Annotated in this window: 9 protein-coding genes and 4 pseudogenes; 3 read left to right on the plus strand and 10 right to left on the minus strand. The window is 54.6% G+C overall.

The window, feature by feature from the left end; translation table 11 throughout:
* Positions 1-18: 18 nt before the first annotated feature.
* Complete coding sequence (moeA, locus tag O1V66_RS11475; RefSeq protein WP_045046312.1) at positions 19-1,263, plus strand: molybdopterin molybdotransferase MoeA; 1,245 nt, start codon at positions 19-21, stop codon at positions 1,261-1,263.
* 4 nt (positions 1,264-1,267) lie between these two features.
* Positions 1,268-2,024: pseudogene (gene moeB / locus O1V66_RS11480) on the plus strand (molybdopterin-synthase adenylyltransferase MoeB).
* A 68-nt stretch (positions 2,025-2,092) separates the two neighbouring features.
* On the opposite strand, the gene O1V66_RS11485 reads toward moeB, so the two are convergent.
* The 6 genes from O1V66_RS11485 to betI form a co-directional block, all read right to left on the minus strand.
* Positions 2,093-3,688, minus strand: coding sequence for an ABC-F family ATPase (locus O1V66_RS11485; protein WP_072045037.1), 1,596 nt, complete (start codon positions 3,686-3,688; stop codon positions 2,093-2,095).
* Positions 3,689-3,954: 266 nt separating this feature from the next.
* Positions 3,955-4,815, minus strand: coding sequence for a glycosyltransferase family protein (locus tag O1V66_RS11490; protein ID WP_045046309.1), 861 nt, complete (start codon positions 4,813-4,815; stop codon positions 3,955-3,957).
* A 203-nt stretch (positions 4,816-5,018) separates the two neighbouring features.
* Entirely contained in the window at positions 5,019-5,891 is an 873-nt protein-coding gene (locus tag O1V66_RS11495; protein ID WP_045046308.1) for a nucleoside-specific channel-forming protein Tsx, read from the minus strand.
* 355 nt (positions 5,892-6,246) lie between these two features.
* Positions 6,247-7,932, minus strand: a complete 1,686-nt coding sequence (gene betA, locus O1V66_RS11500; RefSeq protein ID WP_045046307.1) for a choline dehydrogenase — start codon at positions 7,930-7,932, stop codon at positions 6,247-6,249.
* Positions 7,933-7,958: 26 nt separating this feature from the next.
* Positions 7,959-9,431, minus strand: coding sequence for a betaine-aldehyde dehydrogenase (gene betB / locus O1V66_RS11505; protein WP_045046306.1), 1,473 nt, complete (start codon positions 9,429-9,431; stop codon positions 7,959-7,961).
* Between the two features lie 46 nt (positions 9,432-9,477).
* Positions 9,478-10,071: a transcriptional regulator BetI gene (gene betI / locus O1V66_RS11510; RefSeq protein WP_045046305.1), complete on the minus strand. Its 594-nt coding sequence runs from the start codon at positions 10,069-10,071 to the stop codon at positions 9,478-9,480.
* 405 nt (positions 10,072-10,476) lie between these two features.
* Between betI and O1V66_RS11515 the strand changes: the two are divergent.
* Positions 10,477-12,514 (plus strand): annotated as a pseudogene (locus tag O1V66_RS11515) (choline transporter).
* A gap of 791 nt (positions 12,515-13,305) precedes the next feature.
* On the opposite strand, the pseudogene O1V66_RS11520 reads toward O1V66_RS11515, so the two are convergent.
* The 4 genes and pseudogenes from O1V66_RS11520 to O1V66_RS11535 all read right to left on the minus strand — a co-directional run bounded on the left by O1V66_RS11520 (position 13,306) and on the right by O1V66_RS11535 (position 18,449).
* Positions 13,306-14,414: pseudogene (locus tag O1V66_RS11520) on the minus strand (endonuclease/exonuclease/phosphatase family protein).
* A 9-nt stretch (positions 14,415-14,423) separates the two neighbouring features.
* A pseudogene (gene eptB / locus O1V66_RS11525) lies at positions 14,424-16,093 on the minus strand (kdo(2)-lipid A phosphoethanolamine 7''-transferase).
* 270 nt (positions 16,094-16,363) lie between these two features.
* Positions 16,364-17,800, minus strand: a complete 1,437-nt coding sequence (locus tag O1V66_RS11530) for a heavy metal sensor histidine kinase (RefSeq protein WP_241481353.1) — start codon at positions 17,798-17,800, stop codon at positions 16,364-16,366.
* Positions 17,772-18,449 carry a heavy metal response regulator transcription factor gene (locus tag O1V66_RS11535; protein ID WP_045046300.1) on the minus strand — a complete coding sequence of 226 codons (678 nt, stop codon included), beginning with the start codon at positions 18,447-18,449 and terminating at the stop codon, positions 17,772-17,774. The genes O1V66_RS11530 and O1V66_RS11535 overlap by 29 nt, the downstream gene beginning before the upstream one ends.
* Between the last annotated feature and the right edge of the window lie 82 nt (positions 18,450-18,531).

An 18,531-nucleotide genomic window follows, 5' to 3' on the forward strand; every position in this document is an offset into this window, starting at 1 on the left:
GTAAAAAAGGGTTCAATGATGGAAAACACCTTCACTTCCGGCCTGATTTCTTTGCAGGACGCGCTGGAAAAAATGCTGACGCAAACCGCGCCGCTGACCCAAAACGACACGCAGTGGCTGCCGCTGACCGCCTCGGCCGGGCGCATTACCGCAAGCCCCGTTCGCTCGCCGGTGTTTGTTCCGCCTTTCGATAACTCCGCGATGGACGGTTATGCGCTTCGCAGTGCCGATTTTCATGCCGACGCCGTCTTTCCTGTCGCGGGCAAAGCCTTTGCCGGCGCGCCTTTCTCGGGCGAGTGGCCGACGGGAAGCTGCATCCGCATCATGACCGGCGCCCCGGTTCCCGCCGGTGCCGACGTAGTTATCATGCAGGAAGAAGCAGAAGTGCTGGACGCCGGTGTACGTTTTACGGCCTCTATCGTGCCGGGACAGAATATTCGCCTGATAGGCGACGACATCCGTGAAGGCCAGGAAGTGCTGGGTGCAGGTGTGCGTCTGGGTGCCGCTCAACTGCCGCTGCTGGCGTCCCTGGGCGTCGAGAAAGTGGAAGTCAATCGTCGTCTCAAGGTGGCCGTGTTCTCGACCGGCGATGAACTTCAGCCGGTCGGCACGCCGCTGAAAGAGGGGCAAATCTATGACACCAACCGTTTTGCGGTACATCTGATGCTGAACCAGCTTGGCTGCGAAGTGCTGGATCTCGGCATTATTCGCGACGATCCCGAGGCCCTGCGTCAGGCGTTTAACCAGGCCGACGCGTTTGCCGATCTGGTTATCAGCAGCGGCGGCGTTTCCGTCGGCGAAGCGGACTACACCAAAACCATGCTCGAAGAGATAGGCAAAATCGGTTTCTGGAAGCTGGCTATCAAACCCGGCAAGCCGTTTGCCTTCGGGAAACTGAGCAACGCCTGGTTCTGCGGTCTGCCGGGCAATCCCGTGTCTGCCGCGCTGACCTTCTATCAACTAGTGCAGCCTCTCATCGCCAAACTTTCGGCGCAAAGTGACTGGAGTCTGCCGCCGCGCCTGCGTGCCAAAGCCGCGACCGCCTTCAAAAAAACACCGGGCCGACTGGATTTCCAGCGCGCCGTGTTCAGTCATAATTCGCAGGGCGAACTTGAGGCGCGAACTACAGGCCCGCAGGGTTCGCACGTCTTTAGCTCCTACAGCCTCGCCAACTGCTTTGTGGTGCTTGAACGCGAACGCGGCGATGTGGCCGTCGGCGAATGGGTTGAGGTCGAGCCGTTTAACGCACTGCTGAAAGGATAGGCTTATGACGCTGCCCGAGTTGAGCGATGCGGAAACGCTGCGCTATAACCGCCAGATAGTTCTGCGCGGTTTCGATTTCGATGGACAGGAAAAGCTCAAGGCCAGCCACGCGCTGGTGGTCGGGCTTGGCGGTTTGGGCTGCGCAGCGGCGCAGTATCTGGCCGCCGCCGGCATCGGTCGTCTTACCCTGCTCGACTTCGACTGCGTGTCGCTCTCCAATCTGCAACGCCAAACGCTGCATACCGACGCACGTATCGGCATGAAAAAAGTGGCCTCGGCGGCGCTTTCGCTGACGGGCATCAATCCACATGTGGCGCTCGAGCAAATCGACACGCAGCTCGAATCCGACGCGCTTTCGGCGCTTGTCGCCCACTGTGACCTGGTGCTCGACTGTACCGATAACATCGAGACGCGCAATCAGCTTAATCGCGCCTGCTTTACCCATAAAACGCCGCTGGTGTCGGGCGCGGCGATTCGCATGGAAGGCCAGATCAGCGTCTTTACCTATCAGGATGGCGAACCTTGCTATCGTTGCCTTAGCCGACTTTTCGGCGAACCAGGCGCTCACCTGCGTCGAAGCGGGCGTCATGGCGCCGCTGGTCGGCACCATCGGCAGTTTGCAGGCGATGGAAGCGATTAAACTGCTCACGCACTATGGCGAGGTCAAGGCGGGTCGACTGCTGATGTTCGACGCCATGACGCTGCAATTTAGAGAGATGACGCTTGCGAAGAATCCGCGTTGCGAGGTGTGCGGAAGCTAAAACCTGACTTTCGGGCATAAAAAAAGGCCGATCATCGCGATCGGCCTTTTCGTTTTCAACGCGCCTGATTAGCTGTTGATGCCCTGGCTACGCAGGTAATCTTCGTAATTACCGGTGAAGTCAGTGATTTTGTTTGGCGTAATTTCGATAATGCGGGAAGCCAGCGAGCTGACGAATTCACGGTCATGGGATACGAAGATAAGCGTACCTTCGTACATTTCCAGCGCCATGTTCAGTGATTCGATGGATTCCATATCCAGGTGGTTGGTTGGTTCGTCCATGACCAGAATATTTGGTTTCTGCATCATCAGCTTGCCAAAGAGCATACGGCCCTTTTCACCACCGGAAAGCACTTTGACCTTCTTCTTGATGTCGTCCTGACCAAACAGCAGACGGCCCAGAATACCGCGCACGGCCTGCTCGTCGTCTGATTCGGCTTTCCACTGGCTCATCCAGTCAAACACGTTCAGGTTGTCATCGAATTCATATTCGTGGTCCTGCGCGTAATAACCGATTTTGCTGTTTTCGGACCATTTGACGGTACCGGCGTCTGGCAGCGTATCGCCGACCAGCGTTTTCAGCAGGGTGGATTTACCCACGCCGTTGGCACCCAGAATCGCGACTTTCTCGCCGACTTCGAGCATCAGGTTGAAGCCCTTGAACAGCGGGCCGTTGTCGAAACCTTTGGTGATGCCTTCCACTTCAAGCGCGTTACGGAACAGTTTCTTGTCCTGCTCGAAGCGCATGTACGGGTTTTGACGGCTTGATGCCTTGACTTCGTCCAGCTGGATTTTGTCTATCTTCTTGGCACGCGAGGTCGCCTGCTTGGATTTCGAGGCGTTGGCGCTGAAGCGGCTGACGAAAGATTGCAGTTCGGCAATCTGCGCCTTTTTCTTGGCATTGTTGGCATTCAGCAGTTCACGAGCCTGCGTTGCCGCCGTCATGTATTCGTCGTAGTTGCCCGGATAAACGCGCAGCTCGCCGTAGTCCAGGTCAGCCATGTGCGTACAGACCATGTTCAGGAAGTGACGGTCGTGCGAAATGATGATCATGGTGCTGTTACGTTCGTTCAGCACCTGCTCAAGCCAGCGAATGGTATCGATGTCGAGGTTGTTCGTCGGTTCGTCGAGCAGCAGAATTTCAGGGTCGGAGAACAATGCCTGAGCCAGCAATACGCGGAGCTTGAAGCCCGGCGCGATTTCGCTCATCGGGCCGTAATGCTGTTCAACCGGAATACCTACACCCAGCAGAAGTTCACCGGCGCGGGATTCGGCGCTGTAGCCGTCCATTTCGCCGTAGGCCACTTCGAGATCGGCGACTTTATAGCCGTCTTCTTCGCTCATCTCTGCCATGGCGTAAATTTTGTCACGCTCTTCCTTCACGGCCCACAGTTCGGTGTGGCCCATGATGACGGTATCCAGCACGCTATATTGTTCAAACGCGAACTGATCCTGACGCAGCTTACCCAGACGTTCGTTCGGGTCGAGCACGACGTTGCCGCCCGACGGCACAAGATCGTCGCCGAGGATTTTCATGAAGGTCGATTTGCCGCAGCCGTTCGCGCCTATCAAACCGTAGCGGTTACCGCCACCGAATTTGACATTGATGTTTTCAAATAGCGGCTTGCTGCCGAATTGCATGGTGATGTTGTAAGTACTTAGCACAGAGCTCGCTCTTAAGTTTAATAGGGTTAAACATACTCAGTCGATTTCAGGACGCAGTGAAAAGTGGCAATGGCAAGTAACCCGCAACGCTTACTTGAGTAAGTCATCAGGTACAGTGAAAGCTGCCAGCGCCTCTGCAACTTGAAGGATTTTGAGTATCAAGTGTGATTTGGCGCGCATTATGCCATAAACGGCGCCAGAGATCGTGCGAAGTTTTGGTGAATTATTGCGCTACCGGTGAGATAGCGCGAACAAGACAAGGTGGATTAGCCCGCAAGGCTGCCAAACAGGCGCTTGAATAAAGGCCGACGTTTTTTATGGCCGCCCGCGTTTTGCGACTGTTTGTTGAACGCGCCAAAGACTTCCTGATTACGATAATTATCAAGGGAATAACCGGCGGCAAGGGCTTCATGGTAATACTCTTCAAACCGCTGACGCAGTTCGTCGCGCGGATGCGGCTCGATTTTTCCGTCAAACCAGTGCCCCTTCTGCTCGGCCTGTAGTCGCGGCAGCGCAAACTGATGCGAAAACTGCGTGCCCATCTTGGAATAATGCACCGCTTTTAGCTCCTCGAGCGGGATGTCGTCGCCGTCGATATTGCTGTATTGCGCGCCCAATGGCTGAACTTTTTGCGGATTGTCTTCGAAAAAGTGCTGAAGCTTTTTGTGGCCCTCCGGCTCGCGGTGCAGGTCGCGGATATCCGGCAGCACGGCTTTTGCGGCGGCGCAGTCCCAGAGGATTTCGCCGAGACGAAGTTCTTTGCCGCTCCCGGAGGCGAGCATCGCACGGCACCGGTCTATCGGGTGATGCCACATTTCGGCGACATCGCTCATAAACATGATGTCGGCGTCGAGGTACAGGGCGCGGCCCGTGAAATTGCAGTAAGCCGGAATACCCCAGCGAAAGGCGGAAAAAGGCGTGGCCCAGCGGTCGGTGGTCCAGCCTGCGCCCTTGCCATCGGAGAACCAGAAACTTTGGGGATCCCGCGACAGTCTCATCCAGACAATTTCCAGCGGAATGGAGGCGTGCTTGCGCAGGCTGTATTCCAGCACCATCATTTGTTCCAGGTCACAATCGTTGGGATCGCACCCCACAAAAATACGCGCACTCTCAGAGGAGGAAAACATAACAAAACCTTTTTTCAATAGATCGCTTTGCCGTCAGAATTAAATTTAGTTCAAACCTGAAAGTTCGCCGATCTGTTCGTAATGATGTCTAATTATTTCTCCCCAAACTACTGCATTGCGTTTAAACATAACGTAAACAAATAAAAAACCGCCCTGCGGAATTACTCGCAGGGCGGCTGTAAAACTCTTTACCTAACAGCGTATTAGAAGCTGTATCCGATAACCGCGTAGTAACCCCAGCCGGTGGATTTGACGTTGAAATCCCCTTTGCCGAAGTTCAGGCCGGTACCGTCTTCCCACTGCCCGCCGTTGTGGAAGTAACGCGCCACAAACGAATAGTGCCAATGCGCGTAGTTCAACGCCAGAATATGGCTGGAAGCAATGGAGTTGTTGCTGCGAGACGTATTGCCGTTGTCGGCAAGGTCTGAGCCCCAGTCAAAGTTGGTAAAGCCGATATAGCTGATTTTTCCGCCCCACATATCGCCCAGCGGCAGGAAGTATTTGACCTTGAAACGGTAACCGTCCCACTGGTTTTCGTTGGCTGCGCCATAGTTCTGCCATTGATATTTGGCATAAACGTTAAGGGACAGATTCAGCGGAGTGTAGGTATTGACGTCGGTGCCCAGACCCATGTACCAGGTGTTCTGGCGATTGGCGTTATTGGGACCCATGTCATAGATATAGTTGTTGGCGAAATACCACTCTTTGAACGGGCCCACGCTCAGGTCGGTGCCGGTCAGTTTATCGATGGAGAAACGCGGTTCAATCTCCATAAACAGCGGAGAACCGGCTTTCTTGTCCCAGATGCCGTTATCGTTGCCATTGCCTACGCCGAAGAATTTAGGCACATCGACATAGCCGTAGAAGTCGAACCAGTCTTTATGCGCAAAGGCTTCGTATTCGAGATACACATCGTTGTTCAGTTGCGGTCCAAAGCGGGTGTGATAGCTGCCTACCACGTTGATGCTTTGATGCCACCAATCGGAAACGTATTGATCTTTAAGGTCTTCCGCAAGCGTTTGCGTGCTGAAAGTCGAAACAACGAGTGCACCTGCCAGTAAGATTGTATTTTTCATGAATTACCAGAAGCGAAAAGGAAAGCAACTCCCTGCAAAAGGAGACGAGTAGAAGTTTTAACGACACGGCTAAATGGCTAATGCATTCCGGTAAACAAACACGTTCAAAAAAACGGCACATCGGAAAATTCTGCAAACAGCTCACTTGTCGCCCCCTTAATTATCGACTTGGTCAACCTTTGTCAATTTCTGTTTCATTCCAATACACTTTTTATGTGATCATGATCACATATTTATCGCGCTGTTATGCTTTATCGCCTTGCGTTTATTTGTTTTGGGTATAACGCCGCAATTCAACGAGATGAAAAAAAGACGACCCTAAGGTCGTCTCTTTGATGCGGTGCAACGCTGACTATCAGGAGAATTTTTTGGCAGGTTCTGTACGAACCGGTGCGCCGTTGGCCTGATAATATTCTGTGGTACTTCTCGGCAGTGGCTGACGACCCCGAATCGCGTCGGCCATTTTCTCGCCGATCATGATTGTGGTGGCGTTCAGGTTACCGGTGATTATCTGCGGCATGATAGAGGCATCGACAACACGCAGGTTCTGCATGCCGTGAACGCGGCCCTGTCCGTCAACAACAGACATCTCGTCGCTGCCCATCTTACAGGTACCACACGGGTGGAAGGCCGTTTCGGCGTGTTCGCGGATAAACGCGTCCAGCTCTTCATCGGTCTGCACCTCGATGCCCGGACTGATTTCGCGGCCACGATAACGGTCGAGCGCAGGCTGCGCCATTATCTCGCGGGTAATGCGAATCGCATCGCGGAATTCGTGCCAGTCCTGTTCGCTCGACATATAGTTGAACAGAATGCTCGGATGCTGGCGCGGATCCTTGGTTTTCACCTGCACGCGACCACGGCTCGGCGAGCGCATGGAACCTACGTGAGCCTGGAACCCGTGCTCTTTCACGGCGTTGCTGCCGTTATAGTTAATCGCGACCGGCAGGAAGTGATACTGAATGTTCGGCCAGGTAAATTCTTCGCGACTGCGGATAAAGCCACCGGCTTCAAACTGGTTACTCGCACCGACGCCCGTGCCGTTGAACAGCCATTCGGCACCGATTTTCGGCTGATTGTGCCACTGCAGCGCCGGATAAAGCGACACAGGCTCCTTGCAGCTGTACTGCAGGTACATTTCCAGGTGATCCTGCAAGTTCTCGCCGACACCCGGCAGGTCGTGAACCACGGGGATATCCAGCGATTGCAGCAATGCTGCCGGACCGACGCCGGAACGTTGCAGAATCTGCGGCGAAGCGATGGCTCCGCTGCACAGCAACACTTCGCGTTTTGCCCGTGCTTCGACGTGCTCGACGCTGTCGCCTTTCAGATAACTGACGCCTACCGCCGTTTTACCGTCGAACAGGATACGGTCAGTGGTCGCATGGGTCACAATGGTCAGGTTGGCGCGCGGCTTGGCCTGATCCAGATAGCCTCGCGCGGTGCTCGCACGACGGCCTTTCGGCGTTACGGTGCGGTCCATCGGGCCAAAGCCTTCCTGCTGATAACCGTTCAGGTCGTCAGTACGCGGATAACCCGCCTGCACACCGGCTTCTATCATCGCGTGGAACAGCGGATTATTGCCGGCTTTCGGCGTGGCTACGCTGACCGGGCCGTCACCGCCGTGAAAATCATTCTCGCCGATGTCGCGGGTTTCTGCCTTGCGGAAATACGGCAGGCAGTCGAGGTAGCTCCAGTTGCCAAGCGCCGGATCGGTCGCCCAGTTGTCGAAGTCCATCGCGTTGCCGCGGATGTAGCACATTCCGTTGATAAGCGACGAACCGCCCAGCCCTTTTCCGCGTCCGCATTCCATGCGGCGGTTGTTCATGTGTGGCTCAGGATCGGTTTCATAGGCCCAGTTGTAGCGACGCCCCTGCAACGGGAACGCCAGCGCCGCAGGCATCTGGGTGCGGAAATCGGCGCGATAGTCGGGACCGCCCGCTTCCAGCAGCAGAACGCTGACGCTGCTGTCTTCGGTCAGGCGCGTGGCCAACACGTTACCGGCAGAACCGGCACCAATAATGATGTAATCGTAATCCATAAAAATCTCCTCTTGCGGTCGGCGGTTTAAAACACCGAACTAAATTCGCCCAGCTCAACCTGCACGGATTTGATTTGTGTGTAATGTTCGAGCGTGCTGACGCCGTTTTCGCGGCCAACGCCTGAATGCTTGTACCCGCCTACCGGCATTTCTGCCGCCGATTCGCCCCAGGTGTTGATCCAGCAGATGCCGGCTTCAAGCTGGTGAATCACGCGGTGCGCCGTGTTGAGATCACGGGTCACCAGACCTGCCGCCAGACCGAATTCGGTCGCGTTGGCGCGGCGAATCACTTCGTCTTCGCTTTCATAGCTCAGAATGCTCATCACCGGTCCGAAAATCTCTTCGCGCACGATTTCCATGTCGTCGTTGCAGTCGGTAAACACGGTCGGGGCAACGAAAGCGCCTTTCGCGTACTCGCCGTCGGTCACGCGGTTGCCGCCAATTAACAGGCGCGCACCTTCACGTTTACCGCTTTCGATGAAGCGCAGCACGTTTTCCATGTGCGGGAAGCTCACCAGCGGACCAAAGTTGACGGCTTCATCCGTCGGCTGGCCCAGCTTGATACGATTGACGCGCTCGACGATTTTGCTTTCGAACTCGGCCTGCAACGCTTTCGGCACGAAAACGCGGGTGCCGTTGGTGCAAACCTGACCCGAGCTGTAGAAGTTCGCCATCATCGCGATGTCGGCGGCTTTATCCAGGTCGGCATCCGGGAAAATAATCAGCGGTGATTTACCGCCCAGTTCCATGGTGACTTCTTTGAGCGTCGAGGCCGACGCACTCGCCATCACTTTTTTGCCGGTGACGACACCGCCGGTGAAGGAGATTTTGGCGATGCCGGGATGCTCGGTCAGATATTGACCTATCTCCGCGCCCTTGCCGGTCAGTACGCTGAATACGCCGTCCGGCACGCCGGCTTCGGTATAGATTTCAGCCAGTTTGAGCGCAGTCAGCGAGGTTACTTCGCTCGGCTTGAAGATCATCGCGTTGCCCGCAGCCAGTGCAGGTGCGGATTTCCACAGCGCAATCTGAATCGGGTAGTTCCAGGCGCCGATACCGGCGACGACGCCGAGCGGCTCACGGCGGGTATAGACGAAGGCGCTGTCACGCAGCGGGATCTGCTGGCCTTCAATCGCCGGGATCAACCCCGCGTAATACTCCAGCACGTCGGCACCGGTGACGATATCTACGGCCGTGGTTTCCGACAGCGGCTTGCCGGTGTCCAGAGTTTCGATGGCCGCCAGCTCGTCGTTACGATCGCGCAGAATGTCGACCGCCTTGCGCAGAATACGGGAGCGCTCCATCGCGGTCATGGCAGCCCAGACTTTCTGTCCTTTCTGCGCAGCGGTGACTGCGCGGTCGAGATCGTCGCGGGTTGCCGAAACAACGTCTGCGAGGGTTTCGCCGTTGGCCGGGTTGATGGCCGGGAAAGTCTCGGTGCCGGTGCTTTCCTGAAAGCGACCGTCGATATAAAGTTTTTGCATGCCAAAGCGCGACATAAATTCTCCTGTTTCAAAGCGGGCAACGAAATCCGTCATCACTCCCTCAGCGGGGAGCGGACTGCGCCAGTGATTCGATATAACGGTGCGTAATCAGCAGCGCTTCCTGACGGTCAAACTCCTGATGGCTCAGCGCACTGCGCAGCCACAGACCGTCTATCAGTCCAGCCAGACCTTTCGCCGCCAGAAGTGCCTCGTGATGAGGTAAAAAACGTCGAAACTCGACGCATAGATTCGAGTAGAGCCTTCTGCTGTTCACCTGCTGTAACCGATACAGCTCGGGGTGATGCATGCTGCTGGCCCAAAATGCCAACCAGGTTTTCATCGCCGGGTCGTTGGTCTGCCCTTCATCAAAGTTGGCCTGCGCAATCGCTCGCAGACGCGCCGTCGGGGCATCATCGTTTAGCGTTTCCAGTCTTTTCCGGACGCTCTCGCCCAGATGACTCAGCAGATAACGCATCGTCGCCTCGAGCAGACCGTTCTTGTCACGAAAGTAGTGACTGATGATGCCGTTAGAGACACCGGCTCGCCGGGCAATCTGGGCAATAGAGGCCTCATGCATGCCGACCTCGTTCACGGCGGCAAGCGTCGCCTCTATTAACTGCTGCCGACGGATCGGCTGCATTCCAACTTTGGGCATGAACTCCACTCCTGAAAATGGCGTTGTGAAACGGCCGATTCGATGCTCGTTTCATGGTTCGTTAACGCCGTAACTGCCCCTATTAAACTTTTTTTGATTGAACGTTCAATAAAAAATGAATATATTTTATTACCGGCTGGCAACGGCCTTGTGATAAAAACAAGGCAGTTAATTTGCCAAATGGTTGATAAAAGGTGAATAAATAGCCGCAAGGCTGTGGATTGACCCTTCGGTCAAAAATTGAATTTAAGAGTCAGTGCACTCAGCGGATCTCCTGTCAGGACAGTTTTTTGTAAAGAATGGGTGTCCCCGGTGTTCTTGATATGCGCTAAGGCGCGCTGCTTTTGGACTTCATGATTGACCTTCTCTTTTTGATGTTTTTTTCTTTTGAAGAATGGGAAAACGATGGCTTCTATCGAACTTTCGGATAAACCAAAAGACTCGTTGAACAAGGTGGTGTTTTTTACCTCGGCAGGGCTGATTCTGGCCTTTACGCTGATGACCATTTTCTTTACCGATATCTCAGGAAAAGCAATCAGCGCGGCGCTGGAGTGGGTTTCCGCCACCTTTGGCTGGTATTACATGCTGGCCGCCACGCTGTATATAGTCTTCGTGGTGTTTATCGCCGCGTCACGTTTCGGCTCCATCAAGCTTGGACCGGAGCAGTCGAAACCCGAATTCAGCATGATGAGCTGGGCTGCGATGCTGTTTGCCGCCGGTATCGGCATCGACCTGATGTTCTTCTCGGTCGCCGAACCGGTAACGCAATACATGATGCCGCCGGAAGGTCAGGGTCAGACCATGGAAGCCGCACGTCAGGCGATGGTCTGGACGCTGTTCCACTACGGGCTGACCGGCTGGTCGATGTATGCGCTGATGGGCATTGCGCTGGGCTATTTCAGCTATCGCTATAATCTGCCGTTGACCATTCGCTCGGCGCTGTACCCGATTTTCGGCAAGCGTATCAACGGGCCTATCGGCCACAGCGTGGATATCGCGGCGGTCGTCGGCACGATTTTCGGTATCGCGACCACGCTTGGCATCGGCGTTGTACAGCTCAACTACGGGCTGAAAGTGCTGTTCCACATCCCTGAAAATCTGGGCGTGCAGGCGGCGCTTATTCTGCTGTCGGTGATTATGGCGACCGTGTCGGTGACATCGGGCGTGAACAAAGGCATTCGTATGCTCTCCGAGCTGAATGTGCTGCTGGCACTGGGACTGATTCTGTTCCTGCTGTTCTTCGGCAATACCGAGTTCCTGCTCAACGCGCTGGTGCTGAACATTGGCGACTACATCAATCGCTTTATGGGCATGACACTGAACACCTTTGCCTTTGACCGTCCTACGGAGTGGATGAACAGCTGGACCCTGTTCTTCTGGGCCTGGTGGGTTGCCTGGTCGCCGTTTGTCGGCCTGTTCCTGGCGCGTATTTCGCGTGGACGCACCATTCGCCAGTTCGTGCTGGGCACACTTATCATTCCGTTCGTGTTTACCCTGTTCTGGCTGTCAATCTTTGGCAACAGCGCGCTGTACCAGATTCTGCATGGCAACATCAACTTCGCCAACGAAGTGATAGCCCATCCCGAACGCGGCGTTTACAGTCTGCTGGCGCAGTATCCGGGCTTTACCCTGAGTGCGTCTGTCGCCACCATTACCGGCCTGCTGTTTTACGTCACCTCGGCGGATTCGGGTTCTCTGGTGCTGGGTAACTTCACCTCGAAGCTTGCCGACATCAATAACGATGCGCCGAACTGGTTGCGCATTTTCTGGTCGGTCACCATTGGTGTGCTGACGCTCGGAATGCTGATGACCGATGGCGTATCTGCCTTGCAGAACACTACCGTTATCATGGGCTTGCCGTTCAGTTTCGTGATTTTCTTCATCATGGCAGGTTTGTATAAATCGCTGCGTCTTGAAGATTACCGACGTGCCAGTACCTTGCAGAACTTTGCGCCTGCCACGCCATCAACCGGCGACGCGGCACTGAACTGGAAGCAGCGTCTGTCGCGGGTCATGAACTTCCCGGGCACGACGCACACGCAAAAAATGCTGGATACGGTGTGTCGTCCTGCAATGCAGGACGTGGCCAACGAGCTGGAAACTGCGCGGTGCGAAGGTGGAATACAGTGAAGGCGAAGCGCTGGAAGATGAAAAACTCAATCATCTGGAGTTGCTGGTGAAGTTGGGTGAAGAGCAGAACTTTATCTATCAGATCTGGCCGCAGCGTTATGCCGTGCCGGGCTTTACCTACCGCGCACGCTCCGGGAAGTCGCACTACTACCGTCTGGAAACCTTCCTGCTTGAGGGGACACAGGGTAATGACCTGATGGACTTTACCAAACACCAGGTTATCAACGACATTCTGGACCAGTACGAGCGACACCTGAACTTCCTGCACATCAACCGCGAAGCGCCGGGCAATACCCTCACCTTCCCGGAATAAAGTTCGCTTGACCCAGCCTTGAGGTTTTAGATTTGAAATCTGAAACCTCAAGGCAAAAGTTGGATGCTGGATTTGGAATCCCTGCCAACATTTTCAAGTTCAACAGGTTCCGAGGAATTTTTCCGGTTTCAACACTTCAATGGGCATTTAACCCACAGCACCGGAACCGGGCAGTGCCATTTTAAAATTTGTAGATTTTTCCAGACACTCCCGCGCGTGACGTAGGTCGCGCCACCCCGAATCCGCCAATCACAGCTTCTACCCAAAATCGTGTTCATCCTTCCGCCTCCCCGCCCAAAAACGGCTTATTTCTGGAAGAAAAAATGAAAGACCTTACTTACCCCCATTTCCAGAATGATTTAACAGAGGGGTTCATGCAGTACACGAGAAACATAAAAGCTTTTCCCTTTGAGGGAACGGGTCTTGACCGCGGGCGGGTTGCCGGTTTTGGGGTAGAGGCTGTGATTGGCGGTATCAGGGCGGCGTGAGCGAGACGTATTTGGCTCGCGAGCGGAGTGACGGGAGCGCGGAGCGCCGCGACCCACGCCACACGGCGGGGTAACTGAAACGATGTCGTTATTTTGCACTTATCGCGTCGCGAGGGCAAAGGGCGCGGGATTCCAAAGGGTGTGGGCCCAGGCACACCCTTTGGGCGGTCTGGGCCGCCGCCCAGTAAGCGCAGCGCATGCTTTTGACCTAGACCTTAACCTAGACCTTAAAAAATTGCCCTAGATTCCCAATCTAAAAACTCCTCGGAAAACAGCAGGTTTGCCGATAGATTTCCAAATCTATCACCGCCCATTGCCCGGTCTGGCAAACTCCGCCTGATGAACGTCCTGACTTTTTATGCCCGCATTTTCCATCTTCTCGCTGGCTTCTTCGAGGTCACCCTCTTCAATCTCCAGGCGCTCCTGAGTGCTGCCCTCCTGCGGATTAATCGCCAACTCCACCATGATCGGGAAATGATCGGAACCCATGGCGTCGAGGCGTTCCAAATTGACCAGCGTAAACTCTTTGCTGTGAAAGACATGGTCCAGCGGCCAGCGCAGGAAAGGATAGCTGGCGTGAAAGGTGTTGAACATGCCGCGTCCGCGACGAGGGTCCAGCAAGCCGCTGATTTTCATGAACAGCCGTGTGGTACGCGACCAGGCCACATCGTTGAGGTCGCCGGTCACGATGGTCGGATACTTCGCCTTTGCCGCCGTATGACCCACGGCAATCAGCTCGCCGTCGCGGTTGGTCGATTCGTCATCTTCCGTAGGACTCGGCGGCATGGGATGCAGACAGTGCATAACCACCTGCTCGCCACCGGCCAGTTCGAGGCGAAAATGCATCGAAGGAATACCTTCGGCCACCAGATACTGAATTTTCGGCTTAATCATCGGAAAGCGCGAGTAAACGTGCATGCCGTAAAGATTTTCCAGCGGACACTTCAAGGTATGCGGGTACGTCGATTCGAGCGGTGACATCTGCGTTTCCCACCAGTGATTGGTTTCGAGCAGCACCACTACGTCCGGCTCGTGCTGCTTGATAATCTCAAGCAGCTTCGCCGTCTTTTTGTTGGTCATCAATACGTTACAGTTGATGATTTTAATGCGTGAATGTTGGGTGGCAGGCGTTTTCCTGACCTGAACTTTTGCCAGACCGGTGTACGGGAAAATCCACCAGCTCTGATAAACCGTGCAGCCCAGCGCCAGAATAACGATAAAACCGGCCAACGGCCCCCCGTCTGGCAGGAGGCACAGTTCGATAACCAGAAAAGTGACGGACAACACCGCCATTTGCAGGCGGGGAAATCCCAAACCCTAACCCACCAGCGCTGATTGCGGGAAAGGGGAAGTAAGGTCAACAACGTCATAATCAGGGTGAGGATCGCCACCACAAGACGTGCATTTTGCATTTTTTATTCTCAATGTGATCCCGCTGCCTGCACGTGGCACCAATTATGTTGCTCCACAATGCCGCCGTTTGGCGAGGTATAGCCCAAGCAGCCTAATATACTGTCGAAAAGTTTTTCATGATAGGCCGGTGTTTTATTCTTAGCCATCAACTGTAACTGCTGGAATCCCTGACGATTTTGTTCATCCGAGAGGAACTTGTCGGACGCCCACACCATGATCGGAACAGAACGCTGCTCGATAGGCGCATGGTCGCGCGGAGTTCCGTGGAAATGCATGTTTTTGGAAATAGACTCGCCATGGTCGGAGGCGTAAATCACGATGGCGTTTTTATCGCGCATCTGGTTGTAAACCTGCTCGAGGAAATAGTCGGTATACAGCAGCGAGTTGTCGTAGGCATTGACCATCTCTTCCGTTGAACAGGCATCATCGATACCCATGCATTCGGGCTGATAACGAGCAAAGCTGCGCGGATAACGTTCCGAATAGAGGTAATGCGAGCCTTTGGTATGCAGAATAATCAGATGCTTGCCCTGCGGATGGCGCGCCATCGAATCTTTCATTTCATCAATTAGCAGCATATCGTCAACGGGTTTGCCCGCGTTGCGCTTTTCGGAAGCGATACTCTCGCGCAGAGAATATTCGTCGGCCTTGGTCTTGTTGTAGAACCAGGCTTCGCTTTGCATCGAAAACAGATCGGAGGTGAATCCCTGACTTTTCAGAACGGAGAAGATATTGGCTTCTTTCAGCGTACGCTCGGGATTATCGGCTGCACCCCCATGCGCACAAACATGCAGCGCAGCGAAAGCTTGGTCGAGGTGTCACACGAGTATCCCTGCAACGCCGCCAGATTTTTCTCGTTGTCGAGATTCGGCGTGTTATCGCGGGCATAGCCGTAAATGCCCATGTGATCGCGTCGCGCACTCTCGCCAATGACCATCACCACATAGAGATCGTTGATATCTTTGGGCGGCACATAGGTGAAATGCTTGGCAGGGTCGAACAGATTCTTGTTGTCTTCAGCCTGACTGTAGGAGCTGTAGATAAACAGACCCAGCGCCGACAGCCAGTTGGAAGGCGAGTAAGTGCCCGCTACAACGCCGCCATAGCTCGCCATCATGCGATTGCTGACGCGGTCATGAGCTTCCTGAGCATCGCCCATCAACTTCAGCGGCAACCAGCACGCCAGACCGCTCACGACAAGCAGAACAAACGACAGCGCCAGTTTGCGCCAGGTCGATTCTAAAAGCGCAGCACCGGGCATCTTGCTGAACCACAGCAGGAACAACGGCGGCAGACTGACAAGCACGGTCCAGATGATGAAATGATTACCGACCGACTCCTTGGAGAGATCCACCGAGTCAAACGCGAGCGCGGAGGCGAGAATGCCGTAGCCGATATCCACATTGAACACAATCATGTAGTAACCGGCCGCCACTGACGCCACCGTCACCACACTCAGCACCAGGCGAAAAACGGTTTTCCCGGTAAACGATACCAGTACGGCAAGAAAATAGACCAGCGCGAAGGCAGCGACCATTTCCACGGCCAGCGACAGCGTGTTGTTATAGTGCAACTGGTGAAAACGGCGATAAAAAATGGGAAGGTTTAACAGAATCCCTAAATATAAGGCAATAAACAGTGAAATTTTTTGCTGTGACAATTCTCTAAATTTATACATCGGTGGCTAAAGGCTCTTTTTAAAAGGTCTGTTTGCGACGACTGCACGCTCATGCCGGAGCCAACGTCTCAAAAGAGCGCATTTAAATGACTGCCGATAACCCTATCAGACCCTGAAACTGTCAAGATCGTTGCATTTCAATCATTACAGAACATAAGATAGTGTAACAATCTTTACAATATCCTTATCTTTCATTGAGTTATCAATATGAAAAAAAGACCTTTTTTGCGGCTTATTTAAATTTTATTTACTTTATTGGTCTAGTGCCGTCTAAACGGGCTGTTTTGGAAACGCCAGCGTGAAACGTATTTTGCCGCAAGGAAGCTGGCGAACGCTCACGTCGCCACGGTGAAGCGCCATGATGGCCTGCACGATAGACAGCCCCAATCCGTTGGAACTCCCGCCTTCACTGCGCGAAGGGTCGGCACGATAAAAACGGTCAAACAGCTTATCTATCTTCTCGGCGGGAATGCGCGGTCCGACGTTGTCGACATTGACGGTGCTGAGGCTTGTCTGGTGTTCGACGGACACCTCGACTTCGCTGTTCTCGTCGCCATAGTTAATGGCGTTGGCGACCAGATTGCTGAGTGCGCGCTGGAACAGCAACGCATCGGCAAAGACCACGCCTTCGCCGTGACAGCGCAGGCTGATTCCGCGTTCTTCGGCCAGCCCTTCGAAATAATCCACCACCCGCAGCGTTTCGGTTTCGAGCGATAACGGCGCGATAGTAAGTACCGAACGCGCATGCGAGGCCCGCGCCAGAAACAGAATATTTTCGACCATTCGCGAAATGCGCTCCAGCTCGCCCATATTGTTGGCCAGCAGCGTTTCATACTCTTCCGTGCTGCGCGTCTGATAGAGCGCGACCTGACAATGCCCCATCAGCGCGCCTATCGGGGTGCGGATCTCGTGGGCCAGATCGGCCGAAAACTGGTTCAGCCGTTGATAGCCCTCTGCCAGCCTGTCGAGCATGTCGTTAAATGAATGAATCAGCTGCTGCAACTCCTGCGGCGCGCCCTCTTCGCTCAACCGCGTCGAAAGACTGGTCGGATGGATGCTCGCCGCTTCCAGCGCCATTTTTTGCAGCGGACGCAAACCGCGCCGAATGACGATATACCCGAGCCCGGCAATCAACGCATAAGCCAGCAGCACGGCACCTACAATCTCAAGACGAAACGCCTTCAACATGCGAGTTTCGGGCGCCATGAAATGGGCCGCCAGAATTTCGACCGTCTGCCCGTTTTTCATCCGCACATCGGCGACGGCAAAACGCACCGGCGTGTCGTCGTCGGCGCGCAAATGATGAACGCTTTCAAGTGACAACGGCTGCCCAACGGGTACGGGTGTCACCGCAGGAAGCGCAATATGGCCGGGATTGACGTTGATAATCGGCGCTTCACCCGTGAGTCGAAAACGCAGGATATCGCGCTCGTTACCCAGCATATTCTCGAACAAGCCGGGATTATGGCTCAACTGCGAAAGCGGAAAATCGTTGCCCAGAAGCTGCCTGAAATACTGCACGCGGCCGGTTACCTGATAGTCGGCGCGGCGCACCATCTCTTTCTCCATGGAAAAATAGAGATAGAAACCCACGGCGCTGACCACAAGCGCGGCAATCAGCGCAAATAACAGCGTGGAACGCAGAGTCAGCGAAAAGGATCGGCGGGACGAGGCGGCATTATTCATAATCGCGTACTTCACAGACATAGCCGATACCACGCACGGTATGGATAAGTTTGACATCATAAGGGCGGTCGATTTTACTGCGCAGGCGCTTGACCGCCACATCGACCACGTTGGTATCGCTGTCAAAATTCATGTCCCACACCTGGGAGGCAATCATGGTGCGCGACAGCACTTCGCTTTCGCGGCGCATCAGCAGGTGCAGCAGCATAAACTCCTTATTGGTCAGCGGGATAACGGTCTCCTGCCGCGTGACCTTGCGGCGCAGCACGTCGAGATGCAGGTCGGCCAGCGAATAGGTATCAGACTCGCGCACCGTACCGCGACGCAGCAAGGTGCGCACCCGCAGCATGAGTTCGGTGAAGGAAAACGGTTTAATCAGATAATCATCGGCCCCCAGTTCCAACCCGCGAATGCGGTCCTGCACCTCGTCTCTGGCGGTCAGAAACAGCACGGGCACGTCGCTCTTCTTGCGCAGGACTTCCATCACCTGCCAGCCGTTCAGCCCCGGCAGCATGACGTCGAGAATGATGGCGTCAAAGCTGTCTTCGAGCGCAAGAAACAGCCCGTCTGCGCCATTACGCGCCAGATCGACGCGATAACCCGCCTCGCCCAGCCCCTTTTTCAGGTAGTCGCCGGTGCTGACGTCATCTTCAATAACCAGTATTCGCATTCGTGCCTCTGTCGCTCCCGCGGTTCTGCACAAAGTCTATCAGTTCTGCCGGAAACCTTTGATGACAATATTGTCATCAACT

The sequence above is a fragment of the Rouxiella chamberiensis genome (assembly GCF_026967475.1).
In the GTDB taxonomy this organism is placed as follows: domain Bacteria; phylum Pseudomonadota; class Gammaproteobacteria; order Enterobacterales; family Enterobacteriaceae; genus Rouxiella; species Rouxiella chamberiensis.